The sequence below is a fragment of the Bradyrhizobium sp. genome, from assembly GCF_016462955.1.
Classification (GTDB): Bacteria; Pseudomonadota; Alphaproteobacteria; order Rhizobiales; family Xanthobacteraceae; genus Bradyrhizobium.
The window spans coordinates 1-14,573 of sequence record NZ_JAEMSD010000139.1; the positions used below are offsets into that span (position 1 = coordinate 1).

Genomic DNA, 14,573 nt, shown 5'->3' on the forward strand with positions numbered 1-14,573 from the left:
AGATCGACGTGTCGAGCAACGACGAACTTGGTGATCTCGTGAAGTCTCTCAATGCGATGACCGCGAACCTGAATGCGACTGCGGCCGTCGCCAATGAGATCGCGCAAGGCAACCTCACCGTCGAGGCCAAGCCGCTGTCGGACAAGGACACGCTGGGACTGGCGCTCGAACAGATGGTGGAGAAGCTCCGCCAGATCGTCTCGGAAGCTTTGACGGCCGCGCAGAACGTCTCCGCCGGCAGCCAGGAACTCTCTGCGAGCGCCGAGCAGCTGTCGCAAGGCGCGACCGAGCAGGCGTCCTCGGCCGAGGAAGCCTCCTCCTCGATGGAGGAGATGGCCGCGAACGTGAAGCAGAATGCCGACAACGCCAACCAGACCGAGAAGATCGCCGCGCAGTCCGCCAAGGATGCGGAGGCGTCCGGCGCCGCCGTCGGCCGCGCCGTCAGCGCGATGCAGACCATCGCCGAGAAGATCACGATCGTGCAGGAGATCGCGCGTCAGACCGATCTCCTCGCGCTCAATGCCGCAGTGGAAGCCGCGCGCGCGGGCGAGCACGGCAAGGGCTTTGCGGTGGTCGCCTCCGAGGTGCGCAAGCTCGCCGAACGCAGCCAGGCGGCGGCGGCCGAGATCGGCACGCTCTCGACCGACACCGTCAAGGTGGCGCAGGAGGCCGGCGCCATGCTGTCCAAGCTCGTTCCTGACATCAAGAAGACCGCCGAGCTCGTCGAAGAGATCACCGCGGCCTGCCGCGAGCAGGACGTCGGCTCGTCGCAGATCAACCAGGCGATCCAGCAGCTCGACAAGGTCGGCCAGCAGAACGCCAGCGCGTCCGAGCAGGTGTCCTCGACCTCGGAGGAGCTCGCCTCGCAGGCCGAGCAGCTGCAGTCGACCATCGCGTATTTCCGCATCGAGCACGACGCGAAGAGCCAGGCGGCCGCGCCGATCGACCGGGCGGTGAACCAGCTGCGCGCCAAGGCGGCCTCAATGGCGGCGACCGAGCGGCCGGCCAGGAAGCCGCAGGCCAAGCCGGCGCGCGCCGCGAAGGTTGCCGGTGGCGGCGGTTTCGCCTTCGACATGAACGAGGGCGATGACGACAGGGACGCCGATTTCCAGCGCTAGTGTTCCGAAGGATCGGCCCCCCATCGGAGGGCCGATCCGTCTTCGGCAGTGTTAGTTAAAGTGTAGGATTCAAGATGCTCCGTATGGCCGGTTATGCAACGCAGGTGGCCGTCCCGGGCCGGGGCAGCCGGCCATGATGCCTGCCCTGCAGGATACGGCCGTGCACTTGTCCGACCGCCACTTCCGGACCATCGCCGAATTGATCGAGGGCCAGGTCGGCATCAAGCTGCCGCAGGGCAAGCGGCTGATGCTGGAGGGGCGGCTGCACAAGCGCGTGCGCGCGCTGAACTTCTCCGACCTCAACGAGTATGTCGAGAATCTATTCGACGCGGACCATTTCGACACTGAGCTCACCCACCTCATCGATGTGGTGACGACCAACAAGACCGATTTCTTCCGCGAGCCGCAGCATTTCACTTTCTTGCGCGACGTCGCGATTCCCGACCTTCTGAAGGCGCGTGGACGCAGAAATGCGAATCTGAAGATCTGGAGCTCGGCGAGCTCGACCGGCATGGAAGCCTATACGACGGCGATGGTGCTGGACGACATGACGCGGAGCGGCTCGCGCTTCCAGTTTCGCGTTCTCGGGACCGACATCTCGACCGCGGTGCTGCGCCTTGCCAGGACGGCGATCTACACCCGCGACGTGCTCGCTCCGGTGCCGGAGCAGTTCGTGAAGCGCTATTTCCTGTCCTCGCGGGACAGGTCGCGCGGCGAGGTGCGGGTGGTGCCGGAAATTCGACGCTTGACGCATTTCATGAGGATGAACCTCATGGACAAGTCCTATCCGGTCGATCGCGACGTCGATATCATCTTCTGTCGCAACGTCCTGATCTATTTCGAGCGCGAGACCCAGCGCAAGGTGGTCGAGCAATTGTGCAGCCACTTACGTCCGGGCGGCTATCTGCTGGTCGGGCATTCGGAGTCGATGATTCACAGTGCCGTGCCCGGGCTGAAGCAGGTTCAGCCAACCATCTTCCAGGTCTAGCCGGAGCGCAACGACAATGCTGAGGGAGAAAGTTCGCGTGCTGATCGTGGACGATTCGGCGTCGGTGCGCCAAATCCTGCTGACGATCCTGAGTGAAGACCCCGATATCGAGGTGATGGCGACCGCATCCGATCCGTTCGTGGCGGCCAAACGGCTCGAGAAGGAGCTGCCCGACGTCATCATCCTCGACCTCGAAATGCCGCGCATGGACGGCATGACCTTCCTGCGCAAGATCATGGCGCAGCGTCCGATTCCGGTGATCATCTGCTCCTCGCTCACGGAGGCGGGCTCCAACGTGATGTTCGAGGCCTTCGAGGCCGGTGCGGTCGACATTGTACCGAAGCCGAAGATCGACACGCGGCAGGCCCTGCTCGAATGCTCGACGCGGCTGCGTGAGGCTGTGAAGTCGGCCGCCCGCGCCCGGGTGCGTCCGCGTGCGGAGCGTCGCGCCATCGAGCAGAAGCTGACGGCCGATGCCATCATCCCGCCGCCGGTGCTGGGTAAGGTCCGGCCGACCACGGAGCGCATCGTGTGCGTCGGCGCGTCCACGGGCGGCACCGAAGCCCTCAACGACGTTCTGGAGATGCTGCCGGTTCATTGTCCGCCGCTGGTCATCGTCCAGCACATGCCGGCAGGCTTCACCGCGGCCTTTGCCAGGCGTCTCGACAGTGTCTGCCAGATTAGGGTGAAGGAGGCCGAGGACGGCGAGCCGGTGCTGCCGGGCTGTGCCTATATCGCGCCCGGCGCGCGGCACATGCTGCTCCAGCGCATCGGCCTGCGCTACCAGATCGCGATCAAGGACGGGCCGCCGGTGTCGCGGCATCGCCCGTCGGTCGACGTGCTGTTCCGCTCGGCCGCCCAGCACGCCGGCGCCAACGCGCTCGGGGTCATCATGACCGGCATGGGCGACGACGGCGCGCGCGGGATGCTGGAGATGCGCAAGCTCGGCGCCGCGACGCGGGCGCAGGACGAAGAGAGCAGCGTGGTGTTCGGCATGCCCAAGGAAGCCATCGCCCATGGCGGCGTCGAGAAGGTGGTGTCGCTGCACCAGATTCCGCGCGAGATCATGCAATGGTATCAGGCTGGCCATCCCGCGGTGGCAGGTTGATGGCGATGTCGCTCATTCCGGCCGATACGCTCACCGAGGCCATCGCGGGGATCGAGGACGTCTCCTCGCGCATCGAAGACGTGTTCGCACGCGTCGGTCACGAGCTCGGTCGCGGCCACCTCATCTTCAAGGAGCTGAACCAGGGCCTGGCGGCGCTTTCCTCCGAGCTCTCCGGAGCGCAGATCGAGGGCGCCGCGACGGCGCTGCAGGAGATCGCCGCGCGGCTCAACGAGCTGGCGCAGGTGCTTCCGACCGAGACCGCCCTGCTCGAGACGATCGGCAAGAGCACGGCCGAGGCGTCTTCGCTGCTCAAGCCGCTATTCAAGCACATCCAGATGATCACCATCATCGCCCGCAGCGCGCGGATCGAGGCGGCCTCGCTCGAGGGCGACCGCGAGGGCTTTCTCGCCTTCACGCAAGAGGCCTACGATCTCGGCAAGGCCGTGCAGGGCGCGATCGAGGGCTGCGCGCGGGATCAGCAGCACCTGTCCGAGGCCGTCGCCACGGCATTCGGTCGGCAGAAGGAGTTCGAGAGCCGCTACCGCAATCAACTGGCTGCGGAGAGCGCCGAGCTCGGTTCGGCCTATTCCGGATTGCGAGATCAGCGCAGCAGCAGCAGCCACCTCGCCGATCTCGCCAGTTCCAGTACCAGGAAGATCGCCGAGGCGGTCGGAGGCGCGATCATCTCCTTGCAGGCGGGCGACAGCACGCGCCAGCGTCTCGAGCATGTCTCCCACGGCCTCGGCCTCGCCTCGGAACGTGCCCCGAGCCTCGTGCCGGAGCCGGTCGCGAGCGAGGACGGCGCGCGCGCGATCTGCCAGCTGCAGGCCGCCCAGCTCAGGGATGCCCAACGCGAGTTCGGCGGGGACATCGACCAGATCGTTCGCGCGCTGACCGCCATCCTGCACGATGCGGACAGCGTCGTCGGGCACGGCCGCACGTTGGTCGGTGGCGAGGATGGCGGCTCATCATCGTTCCTGACACGCATCAAGCAGACGTTGGCGCACGCGTCCACGCTGATCGCCACCTGCGAGGGGGCGGGCCGCTCCGTCGACGAGGCGCTCGCGCTGGTCGAGGACACACTGGCGAAATTCCGCCAGGCGATTGCGGGGCTCGCCGAGGCGACGGTGGACATCACGCTGATCGGGATGAATGCGGGCCTCAAGGCGAGCCATCTGGGCAGCCGCGGTAGCGCCTTCGTCGTCATTGCCAACGAGCTGAAGGCTACGGCCGACCAGGTCTCGATGGGGGCGGGGCGCCTCAAGCCGGTGCTCGACGCGATCGAACGTTCGGCCAGGGAGTTGAAGGAACTCCGTGTGCAGGGCGATCCGACGCAGCTTGCGCAACTCGAACCCCAGATTCTCCAGGCGCTGCGCGAGGTCGAGGCCGGGAATGAGCGGCTCGGCAAGCTGATGGGCCGGCTCGTCAAGGAAGGCGCGGAATTCGAGGAGCTGATGAATTCGGCGCAAGGCCTGATGACCACGCTCGGTGACGGCTCCGCGGCGTTGCCCGCGGTCGCGGCGCGGCTCGAGGCCGCGAGCGCGGGCGCTCAGACACCGCGGCCGGCAGCGCAGGACGAAGCGATGCTCGACGACCTCTTCGCGCGCTACACGATGGAGCGGGAGCGGGACGTGCACCGGCAATTCCTGCAAACGCTTGGGTTAACATCGGCCGCCATCATGCGCCGGGTAGAACCCGTGGAGACCGCGGACGACGGCATAGAATTGTTTTGATGGTGCCGCTGCCTGCGGCGGCAAATTTGACGGATTGTCTTTGCAGGTCGTTAACCTCTGCGGAACGCCCGCCGCGACGGCCATTGTGGCGCCCCAGAGTTGGTCGCAAATACGCATGGAATTCATGGGTGGATGTCTCCATGCTGAAAGAGGGCAAGTACGCGGCGTGGTTCAGAACCGCGCAGGCGCAAGGCACCGGTATCGTGCATCTGGCCGAGGGTCGGATCTCGGGTAGTGACAGCTTCTTCATCTATGGCGGCTCCTACCAGTTCGATGACGACCGGCGTTTCACGGCCGTTCTCACTACGCGGCGGCATGCCGAGGGACCGCCCACTGTGTTCGGGCTCGACGAGGTCGAGGTCGACCTCTCCGGTGTGTATGGCGGTGCGATGGCGACCTGTTCGGGCACCGCCCGGCAAGCACCCGACGTGAGCTTCGAAGTGACGCTGATCTACAGTCAGGAGAATGTGCCGGCTGCGGAGGCCCGGGGCGCCGTCGTGAGGCTCAATGACAAATTGCCCAAGGGCCTCGACAGCCGTTCACGAGGGCGCCCTCTCCCCGCACCTTCCAGGCCTCCCGCATCTTAGTCTTGCGTTGACGCTATCGCAGCGGAACTGGATCGCCTCGGCATCGCACAACAAAGCCTTTAGACCTGGAACATATGTTGAGGCCGAACAAGCGTGGTGGGAGAACATGCCTCAGATCTGGATGACATATGACGAACTCGCGGCGCTCTATGGTTGTACAGCGCCGGAAGCCCGGCTTCAGGCGCTGAACACGTCGCTCGACCGCCGCAAGAGCCGCGATGGAAATACCCGCGTCAAGCTGAATGTGGCGCTGATGGCGCGGTTCATCGACACGATCCGCAAAAGCGAATTCGATCTCGATGACGCTGTCGCGGCGTTGCGCGATGCGCATCGCGCCATGTCCGGAGGTCCAGCGATTGAGCCGGCGAGCCTCAGGCGTTCAGGGGCATAGGTGCCGCTCGAAGGATCGATGCATCAAAGGAACAGGCATCGGCCACAGCCGTACCTCGAGCGCTCTAAGCACTGTGGGGAAACGTCTAGCTCTTCTTCCTGCTCTTCGACTTGAGCGACAGACCAAGCCTCAAAGCCATGCGCTTGATGGCGTCGGGCGATCGTCCCAGCTGCTTGGCCGCGTCTTCCAGCGAAGCTGAAGACTTTGCCAACTCCATGAGCTTGCGGTCCTCCTTGAACGACCAGGGCTTGCGCGCCATAACCGAAAAGTTCCTCTCGTCGACGAAACGGCAAAGCCGCCAAGCGGACCCATTTCGCTCGACGGCCTTGCTTGGGTGGGGCCGGCCTTTGGGGGAGGCCGGTGGCGAGAGGAATAGAGGATCTTGGAATCCTCGCAACAAAGACTGCGGATTAAGCTAACTGCTCAACCTTACTTGCAGCTCGATACGATCGCTCGGTAGTTGTACGGCTTGGTGGCAGCTGCGCCCCTCGGTTTTCAGTGCGCAACCGGCTTTGTCGAGAAGGCGGCACGGCGTGCATTCGGCATTATTCGCGCCGGAGAGAGATCTTTTTCAGGGGCTTCTCTGGGGAAAGCCCGGTCTGATGACTGCTTTCTCAATTCGCACAACGGTGCGATCGTTGCCGCACAAGCTGATCGCTGGCTGCGGCGCCACGAGCGGTCGTGCTAATCAGCCACAACATGATGCGCGGCCCGACCGCAAGGAGCGGCAAGTAACCATGTGTGGTTACGTTGAATTGAACAGATCGTTGTTTAGGCGGCTCCCGCAAGCTACGCTCGGACGATTTCAACCGAAGTGATTGCTCACGGCGTCGGCGTGAGTGGGAGCTCGAGTCGATTATCTGCTCTTGCTTTCGTGCAGTATTTCTTGCGGGCGCCGCACGCCGCACTGGACGAACCGCAGAAGGCGAGAGAGGAGCGCCCGCTTGAGCAGCAACGCACCGCGTCGATATGTCGGTGATGGAACGGGACGTTACGTCTTGATCGGCCTGACCTATGAGGAGACGCTCGAGTTCCAGCGCCTGGATCGCCTCGAGATGGGCCGGCTCGGTGCCAGGGCCGACATAGCTAAACGGAGCGATCTCGGAGCGGCTGACGAAGAGCTGCGCTGGCTGGAGCTCTATGCCAAGCACGATTGCGGTTGGAAAGATTGGGTGACAGCCAGCCGTACTGTGCGGCGTGATTCCAACATTCTTAAGCGCAAGGATCGGTCTGAATCGACGGCCTGTTCGGCGGCCTTGGGAAGCGCGCGGAACGATCAACCCTGAGAGCAGAAGGTCTGAGCTCCGCCTACCGCCTCGGTACACCCGTCCCCGACTGCTTTGCATTCGAGCCGGCCGCCACTCTTGAAACTCCGAGCATCTGACGCAATCGAGCATGGAGGATGAGCGGCGGGGCGAAGCCCGGATCACATGGCGACCGTGATGTTCGGCCTTGTGACTAGGCGCCCCCGGGCCGGTGGCGGCACGAGGCCACCATGATTACGGAGTAGATTTCAAATATTGCCGAGATTTTCGCGGTAATCCGATTTTGCGAATTGTGTCGTAAGCTCAATGCTTTACGGCGCCATCCATTTTTGCTCGATTTTCTGGCCCATTTTTGCCGCTTGACTCGCATTTAAGACCGCTGGCACAGATTAAAAAGGGGTGGGCGAATCGCACCGTGCAATGCGGTCGGTTGTGAGCGATGGGTTGCGATGCAAAAGAAGATCGACCTTGAGGCGATGCCACTGGACGAGATGTGGGCGCTTCACGAGGAGATTGGGCAGATACTGTCAGTGCGCCTGACCTCCGAAAAGCGCGAGCTCGAAAAGCGCCTGGCTCAACTTCGTGGCGAAAAGGAAGCCGCCTTAGGAGAGCCCGCGGAAGGTGCATCAAGGGAACGCCGCAAGTACCCTCGTGTCTATCCGAAGTATCGCAATCCCAATGAGCCATCCCAAACTTGGTCCGGTCGAGGAAAACAGCCGCGGTGGCTGACTGCCGCATTGAGAACCGGCCGCTCGATCGACGAGTTTGTCATCGCAAATCAAGAGACGCGAGACGGTACGCCTCGGCGGCGCCGAGCCTGAGCCATCCAGGTCGGTGCTGGGTGGGGTAAGCAAGACCTTGCTGCCAGGTTGGGCCGAGGTCAGTTATAACCCGTCAGGGGAAGATCAATAAATCAAGTGATCCGGAGAAGGGTCGTATGCCTCCGATGGGCGCGACTCCGCGGCACTGGCACCGCCGGGTCGGAGCGGCGGGTCCAACCGGCAGACGCGCTCGGCCGTATCATGCTGCCGCCTGTGCCGCAGCGAAAGCTCGGCGGTCCAGGCTGAGGCATTGACATGAGGGCGAGAAAGCAAGCGCGTTGCTACGCCTCGCGCGCAACGGGCTCAAAGTTGCGAATTTCCAGTGGCCCCTGCATTCGGTGGCGCCTCGCACGTGTGACTCCCGAAGGGCAGGTGAGGCAGACCGTAATCTGCGGCGGCTGCAGGTTTACGTTTGCTTAACCTTAATGATTTACCGCTTGTTTACGCAGATTAACACGCATTGATGTTGGAGCTTATTCTTTGCCGGCCAGCCGCAGCCTTTGTTTGAGCGTGGCCGTCTGCGTCATGGCGGCCATAGCCGTTTCTGGTTGCAGCTCGCCGGGTGTCGTGGGTCTCACCGTCGACGCGCGGCCGAGATTATCATCTCAACCTGTGTCGCTCGAATCCTACGCACAAGCGACCGATCCTTCCCCGACAGGCGCGGTCCCGTTGCCGTCACGGTCGTCGCGGGCTGTTCCGACGTCGGAGGGTGGCAACGGCCAAATGATCGGCGTCTCACCGGAGAAGCCGGCAGCGGGAGCAGCCAACGGTACCGTCGTGCTCAATCTCGCCGGTGTCCCCTTGCAGCAGGCGGCAAAAACCGTCCTCGGAGACCTGATCGGTGTAAACTACATCCTTGATCCGCGTGTAGACGGTGTGATCTCGGTTGAAACGACGAAGCCGGTCACGAAGGCGGAAGCGCTGGAATTGTTTCAAGCAGCGTTGGCACCCGCCGGTGCAACACTTGTGCAGAGCCGGGGCGTCTATCGGATCGTCCCGACGGACCAAGCGGCTACCGGCATCGTGGCCACCGTTCGCGGGGGAGGCGATGGAGCAAGTCCGGGCAGTGGAGTCCGGGTCGTTCAACTGAAATATGTCGCCGCGACGGAGGTCGCTCGTGTGCTTGAGCCGATGGTGCCCAAGGGAGCGATAGTTCAGGCCGACGACGCACGTAACATACTGGCCTTGAAGGGCACACCTTCGGAAATCGACAACATGCTCGACTCGATTGCGATCTTCGATGTCGACGTGATGAAGGGAATGTCGTTTGCGGTTGTCCCGGTAAAGGCCTCTCAGCCGGAAAAGATGGTGGACGAACTCAAGGCGGTCTTCTCGTCGGACAAGGAAGGGCCGCTGAAAGGGCGCGTGAAATTTGTCGCGAACAATCGCCTCGGCGCAATTCTCGTCATAACGTCCCATCCAAGTTATCTCCCTCGCGCTCAGTCGTGGATCCGACGGCTGGATTCCCGTGCAAGCGGAACCGAGCCTCAGCTGCACATTTATCAGGTGCAGAATCGAACGGCCGCAGAGCTTGCGGCGGTTCTCCAATCCATGTTCTCCAACGAGATGAAGGTGGTGCGACCGTCGACCAGGAACGTATCCCCGCGTTCGAAGCAGGTCAGTCTGCTTGGCGACATGAAGAGAGCGAACGGTGTCGCGACTGCGGCGGACTCGGCCGGACCCGGCGGATTTGGACGAGGGGGGGATCCGCAGTCCAACTCTCGCCAGGCGGACATGGATCCCGACAGCCTCGCAGCGGAGCCGTCCGAAGAGAGCGGCAGTGCAGATTCGAAGGGGGAGCCCGTTCTCAAGATCGTGGCCGACGAAGCAAAGAATTCGTTGCTGATCATGGCCAACGACCGGGACTATCAACGCGTCCTGCGCGTCGTTCAGGGCCTCGATGTCGTTGCGAGCCAGGTGCTCATCGAAGCGGTGATCGCCGAAGTCACGTTGAACGACAATCTGCAGTTCGGATTGCAATGGCAACTCGCGAAGCAGGGGCAGCCCACCGCCACGTTCTCCAGCGCTCTCACGGGAGGGGTCGCTGCAGCGTTTCCGGGATTCAACTACGCTGTAAACACCGCGAGCATCGCGGCCACCCTTAGCGCGTTGGACGCTCTTACCCATGTCAACGTGATCTCGACACCTTCGCTGATGGTTCTCGACAACAAGACTGCCCGACTGCAAATCGGCGATCAGGTGCCGATCACCACTCAGACCGCGACCAGTACGGTCACTGCCAATACGGCGATCGTGAATTCGATCACGATGCAGGATACCGGCGTCATCCTGGCGGTAACTCCCAGGATCAATGAAAGCGGTCGAGTTCAGTTGGACATCGAGCAGGAAGTCAGTAACGTCGTGAAGACGACCACTTCCAAGATCGACTCGCCGACGATTCAGCAGCGGCGTGTGAAGACGACCGTCGTCGTGAGCGACGGTGAGGTCCTCGCTCTCGGCGGCATGATTCAGGATCAGTCCAACAGGACGAGCACGCAGATTCCCATCGTCGGCGACATTCCTGTCGTGGGAGCTCTCTTCGCGAACAGAGGCAACTCGGTCCAGAAAACCGAGCTCGTCATCCTCATCACACCGAAGGTCGTGCGTGATCCGACGGAAAGCCGGCTCGTTACGGAGGAATATCGACGGAAGATGCATGTTTACATGCCTCATACGTCGACCCGGGAGCGCAGTTTCGCCAACACGGCGCAGCGGCTGGTGGTCCCGTGAGCACCGCGTTGCGCGTGGTCCTGTTTCCCGTCTTGGTGTGGACCCTCGGCGGCTGTGCAACGGGTTACTACAATTTCGCTCCGCCCTCTCCTTATATGGTGCTGCCGGTCGACGAATCGATGTCATGCAACGCAATTGCCGCATCGTTCCGGTACTCGGTGAGGCGTGCGGCGCGTTTTGAATACTGGCTCGCTGCCGGTCCGCTCGCGGGCTACGACTCGGAACGATTTCCTCTCGATGCTCCCAAGCAACTGCTCGACGAGCGAAAGCGCCTGGATGCATTGACTGACCTGCAACGCACCAAAGGCTGCACGGTCATCGAACCGGGTCCTGCCGTTGCCGCGGAGCGTGAGCGCCTCGAGGAATCGGCACGTGCGTCTCGCCCGCCGGTGGTACTGAATTCGAAGGGCTAGGGCTCGATGTCAGATTCTCACGCAGGGCGGCAGCCGTCGTTGCTGCGTTGGCGATGAGGCCGAAGTGCCTAGTCGCCATTCGCGTATCACATAGGGTAGCTGGGTTCCGCCTTCGAAGTCGATCAGCGCTTCGCGGACTTGTCTCGATCCATCGCTCAAAGTGACGTCCGCGCGTATGGTGACACTGCCTGATGCCGAGATCCGGCGAGGTTGAGCAGGCGGAGGGCTCAGCCCGAGCGCCTCGATCAGGGCCGGAGAGGCCGCTTCGCCTGCAGGCGAAGTACGGCCGGATGCAACAGTAATGAACGGTAGCGCCTTCCTGAATAGCCCGAGCGACATTCCGGCCATTTGATCCAGCTCCATGATACTGGTGATTCCGGGCCGAGGACCTTGCTTGCCGTTCGTGGTGGACGGTGATGGGTTACCCGCCTCGGTGCCGGGCCTTGGCGTGGTGCTCGGCGTGGTGCTCCTGGTTCTCAGGATTTCTCCGGCTATTCTCTCACCGAAGGCCTTGTCACTTGCGAGCGCAGCGAACAGCCGTTCCAGAATGGGTTTGGACGCGGTGTTGAGATCGACCTTGCCGATCTCCTCCTCTACCGTGACGAAGGCGCGCTCACCGCCCGGCATCCTGCATTGCAATGGAAACCTTGTCCTTCCCTCCGGCATCAATGTTGCCGCGATCGCCAAATTGATCGCACTCTCGGCCGCCGCTGCCGCCCTGGCGATTGAAGTGTCCGCGCTCGCGATCCTGCTGCGATATTTCGCCCCGGCGACGAGCGTTCCCCCCAGCAGGAGGATCAATCCCAAACCCCAGATCACCGTCACGAGGGCGAAGCCGCGCTGATGTAACAGCGACCGAAGGAGGCTTTTGCGGGGAATTTCTTGCATTTCGAGCGGTTTGCCAGGCTCGCAGACAGGGTTCGGCCAAACTAGACACAAATGGCAAACGATCCGTCAAACAGCATGTGTTAACCAAACCGCTCTAGGATTCCCGGGTATTTCTAACGGGTCAGGTCCACGAGCACGAGATGCCGTCCAGTGTTCAGGAATTGCCGCGGCATGCGCGTCTGCCAGAGGGCGGCGGGGTGGGGCTGACCCCCAAAGATCCAAACTTTGCAGAAGCGTTTACCGGCCACCTCGTCGCTGAAGAAATTCTCGACAGGAGTGCGGTCGCGCGAGCCAGGCGAGCGGCGGAAGCGGCTTCGGAACGTATCGACACCGTTCTAGTGAAGCTCGGCTTGGTGTCCGAGGTCGACCTGTGCAGCGCCTATGCATCCTATTGCGGGTTGGCCGTGGTCGGCCCCGGCGATATCCCGGCGCGGCCGGTCCTGGCCGAACGGCTGGGCTTGACGTTTCTCAAAACGAGCCGTTCTCTTCCCGTCGCGCTCGGGAGAGAGTCCTTGCTGCTGGCCGTCGTGGATCCATTCGACGACGAAGCGCGTCGTTCGATCTCCTACATGCTGGGCATTCGCGTCGACCTCGCCGTAATTGCGCCTGCTGACATCGAACGCGCCTTCCGGGACGTCTATCAGGACCAGGAGCCGGCATCTCAGGCTGACGACGAACAAATAGCGGCGACCGGCGGCAACGAGGGAAACGAGCCGGACGTCGAGCGGCTGCGTGATATCGCGAACGAAGCGCCGATCATACGATTGGTGAACCAGATCATATCGCATGCCGTCGAGCGGGGTGCTTCGGACGTTCACGTCGAGCCTGGGCGCGACGAAGTCGCAATTCGCATTCGTCTTGACGGCTTCCTGCGGCCCGAGCGATCCGTGCCTACGACACTTCGAGCTGCCCTGACGACGCGTATCAAGATCATGGCCAGGCTGGATATCGCGGAGCGACGGCTGCCGCAGGACGGACGGATAAAGACCGCGGTTCGAGGGACCGAGGTCGACATTCGTGTATCGACGATACCAACCGCATTCGGGGAGAGCCTCGTCCTACGCATTCTCGACCGCACTCGCGTCGAGCTCGAATTCCCGAAGCTCGGCTTGGACAAAGTTACGGAGAAAAACCTTCATCGTCTGATGGCGCTTCCGAATGGTCTTGTCCTGGTGACGGGACCAACCGGCAGCGGCAAGACAACGACCTTGTACACTGCGCTGAAGCACCTCAACCGCCCCGAGCTGAAGGTCTTTACGGTCGAAGATCCCATCGAGTACCAGCTTGCCGGCATCAACCAGGTTCAGGTTCAGCCACAGATCGGGCTCGATTTTCCTTCTGCCCTGCGCGCAATCCTGCGTCAGGACCCCGACGTTATCATGGTCGGCGAGATCCGCGACGTGGAGACCGCGCGTATCGCGGTTCAGGCGGCTCTGACCGGTCATCTCGTGTTTTCCACGCTGCATACCAACGGCGCCCTCGCAGCGATCACACGCCTCATAGACATCGGGCTCGAACGTTACCTGCTCGCGTCGACAATTTCGGGAGTGATGGCACAGCGCCTGGTGCGGCGCTTATGTCGACATTGCTCGCGTCGGCATGTCGATCACGGCGGCATCCCGGCCACGCTGACCATCGCGACCCCCGAAGGCATGGTGGTGGATTGGTCCGATAGCCGCGAGGCGGTTGGATGCGAAGCCTGTGGTGGTACAGGCTATAGCGGCCGGACAACCGTCTCCGAGTTGCTCGTCGTCGACGACGATGTACGACAGGCGATCGGCCGAAGAAGTGGCGATCAACTGACGCTCGAAAACCTGGCAAGGGCTGCCGGATTCGTAAGTCTCTACGAGAACGGGCTGATGAAGGTCGCGGCCGGGGAAACAACCTTGGACGAAGTGCTTCGCGTTACCCGCACGACATGAAGGAGCACTGCGATGGCGACCTATCGATATCGAGCCTATACGGCCCAAGGGGCCGTCACGGCGGGGACCATAGCGGCTGAGGGAACCGATGCGGCCATCGACGCGCTATATGCCGCCGGGCTCACTCCATTCGAGACTTCGCTCTCCGAGGCTGGTGACGAGGTGCGAGCTTCGGCACGACAGAAAACGCAGCCGGTTTGGCGCCGGGAATTCGTGCGATCAAATCATTTCGGTCTGAGCGAGCTGACGGCCTTCACCGTTGAACTGGCTGCGTTGGTCAATTCGGGCTTGCCGCTCGATGTCTCGTTTCGGGTGTTGGCTGGGCCGGGTACGTCACCTAAACGCGCCCGATTGGCCAGTGATCTGCTGCAGGAGATCCTGGGCGGGGCTCAGCTTTCTGAAGCCATGCGGCTCAGGCCGGCGATCTTCCCGCAGGATTACGTGGCGATCGTGGGCGCGGGGGAGGCCAGTGGACGCACCGGCGAAGTCTTGGGGCAGATTGGCGACATGCTCACGAAGCGCCTCGAGATTCGTAACAAGATCAGATCTTCGCTGGTCTATCCCGTCATTCTCCTTCTCATGTCACTCGCCTCCGTCGCGGTGATCGTC

The 14,573-nt window shown here is 62.5% G+C and carries 14 protein-coding genes; 12 read left to right on the forward strand and 2 right to left on the reverse strand.

The window, feature by feature from the left end:
• From JHD07_RS16245 to JHD07_RS16270, 6 genes are all read left to right on the forward strand, one after another.
• A partial coding sequence (locus JHD07_RS16245; protein ID WP_291623918.1) for a methyl-accepting chemotaxis protein occupies positions 1-1,118 on the forward strand: 1,118 nt, incomplete at its 5' end.
• A gap of 133 nt (positions 1,119-1,251) precedes the next feature.
• Positions 1,252-2,106: a CheR family methyltransferase gene (locus JHD07_RS16250; protein WP_291623921.1), complete on the forward strand. Its 855-nt coding sequence runs from the start codon at positions 1,252-1,254 to the stop codon at positions 2,104-2,106.
• Positions 2,107-2,122: 16 nt separating this feature from the next.
• Positions 2,123-3,214 carry a chemotaxis response regulator protein-glutamate methylesterase gene (locus JHD07_RS16255; RefSeq protein ID WP_291623923.1) on the forward strand — a complete coding sequence of 364 codons (1,092 nt, stop codon included), beginning with the start codon at positions 2,123-2,125 and terminating at the stop codon, positions 3,212-3,214.
• A 5-nt stretch (positions 3,215-3,219) separates the two neighbouring features.
• A complete protein-coding gene (locus JHD07_RS16260; RefSeq protein WP_291623925.1) occupies positions 3,220-4,947 on the forward strand; it encodes a chemotaxis protein in 1,728 nt (575 codons plus the stop codon).
• A gap of 140 nt (positions 4,948-5,087) precedes the next feature.
• A complete protein-coding gene (locus JHD07_RS16265; RefSeq protein ID WP_291623927.1) occupies positions 5,088-5,534 on the forward strand; it encodes a hypothetical protein in 447 nt (148 codons plus the stop codon).
• Positions 5,535-5,541: 7 nt separating this feature from the next.
• On the forward strand, positions 5,542-5,925 hold the full coding sequence (locus tag JHD07_RS16270; RefSeq protein ID WP_291623930.1) for a hypothetical protein: 384 nt from the start codon (positions 5,542-5,544) through the stop codon (positions 5,923-5,925).
• An 85-nt stretch (positions 5,926-6,010) separates the two neighbouring features.
• Here the strand turns inward: JHD07_RS16270 and JHD07_RS16275 are convergent, their stop codons facing one another.
• On the reverse strand, positions 6,011-6,184 hold the full coding sequence (locus JHD07_RS16275; RefSeq protein ID WP_291623931.1) for a hypothetical protein: 174 nt from the start codon (positions 6,182-6,184) through the stop codon (positions 6,011-6,013).
• A 685-nt stretch (positions 6,185-6,869) separates the two neighbouring features.
• Here JHD07_RS16275 and JHD07_RS16280 point away from each other — a divergent pair.
• The 4 genes from JHD07_RS16280 to JHD07_RS16295 all read left to right on the forward strand — a co-directional run bounded on the left by JHD07_RS16280 (position 6,870) and on the right by JHD07_RS16295 (position 11,154).
• On the forward strand, positions 6,870-7,211 hold the full coding sequence (locus JHD07_RS16280) for a hypothetical protein (protein ID WP_291623933.1): 342 nt from the start codon (positions 6,870-6,872) through the stop codon (positions 7,209-7,211).
• A 428-nt stretch (positions 7,212-7,639) separates the two neighbouring features.
• On the forward strand, positions 7,640-8,011 hold the full coding sequence (locus tag JHD07_RS16285; protein WP_291623935.1) for an H-NS histone family protein: 372 nt from the start codon (positions 7,640-7,642) through the stop codon (positions 8,009-8,011).
• A 723-nt stretch (positions 8,012-8,734) separates the two neighbouring features.
• Complete coding sequence (gspD, locus tag JHD07_RS16290) at positions 8,735-10,741, forward strand: type II secretion system secretin GspD (protein ID WP_291623937.1); 2,007 nt, start codon at positions 8,735-8,737, stop codon at positions 10,739-10,741.
• Positions 10,738-11,154, forward strand: coding sequence for a hypothetical protein (locus JHD07_RS16295; RefSeq protein ID WP_291623939.1), 417 nt, complete (start codon positions 10,738-10,740; stop codon positions 11,152-11,154). Before gspD ends, JHD07_RS16295 begins: the two co-directional genes overlap by 4 nt.
• Before the next feature lie 9 nt (positions 11,155-11,163).
• Here JHD07_RS16295 and JHD07_RS16300 read toward each other — a convergent pair whose 3' ends face one another.
• Positions 11,164-12,042, reverse strand: a complete 879-nt coding sequence (locus tag JHD07_RS16300) for a type II secretion system protein GspK (protein ID WP_291623941.1) — start codon at positions 12,040-12,042, stop codon at positions 11,164-11,166.
• A gap of 140 nt (positions 12,043-12,182) precedes the next feature.
• Here JHD07_RS16300 and JHD07_RS16305 point away from each other — a divergent pair, with 140 nt between their 5' ends.
• A complete protein-coding gene (locus tag JHD07_RS16305; protein ID WP_291623943.1) occupies positions 12,183-13,964 on the forward strand; it encodes an ATPase, T2SS/T4P/T4SS family in 1,782 nt (593 codons plus the stop codon).
• Positions 13,965-13,976: 12 nt separating this feature from the next.
• Positions 13,977-14,573 (forward strand): type II secretion system F family protein (locus JHD07_RS16310; RefSeq protein WP_291623945.1); only part of this gene is annotated, 597 nt, incomplete at its 3' end.

What these genes read in the sequence shown, in the direction of transcription:
- JHD07_RS16250 (WP_291623921.1), top strand. Translation starts at nt 1,252, where the DNA reads ATGATGCCTGCCCTGCAGGATACGGCCGTGCACTTGTCCGACCGCCAC.
- JHD07_RS16255 (WP_291623923.1), top strand. Translation starts at nt 2,123, where the DNA reads ATGCTGAGGGAGAAAGTTCGCGTGCTGATCGTGGACGATTCGGCGTCG.
- JHD07_RS16260 (WP_291623925.1), top strand. Translation starts at nt 3,220, where the DNA reads ATGTCGCTCATTCCGGCCGATACGCTCACCGAGGCCATCGCGGGGATC.
- JHD07_RS16265 (WP_291623927.1), top strand. Translation starts at nt 5,088, where the DNA reads ATGCTGAAAGAGGGCAAGTACGCGGCGTGGTTCAGAACCGCGCAGGCG.
- JHD07_RS16275 (WP_291623931.1), bottom strand. Translation starts at nt 6,184, where the DNA reads ATGGCGCGCAAGCCCTGGTCGTTCAAGGAGGACCGCAAGCTCATGGAG.
- JHD07_RS16285 (WP_291623935.1), top strand. Translation starts at nt 7,640, where the DNA reads ATGCAAAAGAAGATCGACCTTGAGGCGATGCCACTGGACGAGATGTGG.
- gspD (WP_291623937.1), top strand. Translation starts at nt 8,735, where the DNA reads ATGATCGGCGTCTCACCGGAGAAGCCGGCAGCGGGAGCAGCCAACGGT.
- JHD07_RS16300 (WP_291623941.1), bottom strand. Translation starts at nt 12,042, where the DNA reads ATGCAAGAAATTCCCCGCAAAAGCCTCCTTCGGTCGCTGTTACATCAG.
- JHD07_RS16305 (WP_291623943.1), top strand. Translation starts at nt 12,183, where the DNA reads ATGCCGTCCAGTGTTCAGGAATTGCCGCGGCATGCGCGTCTGCCAGAG.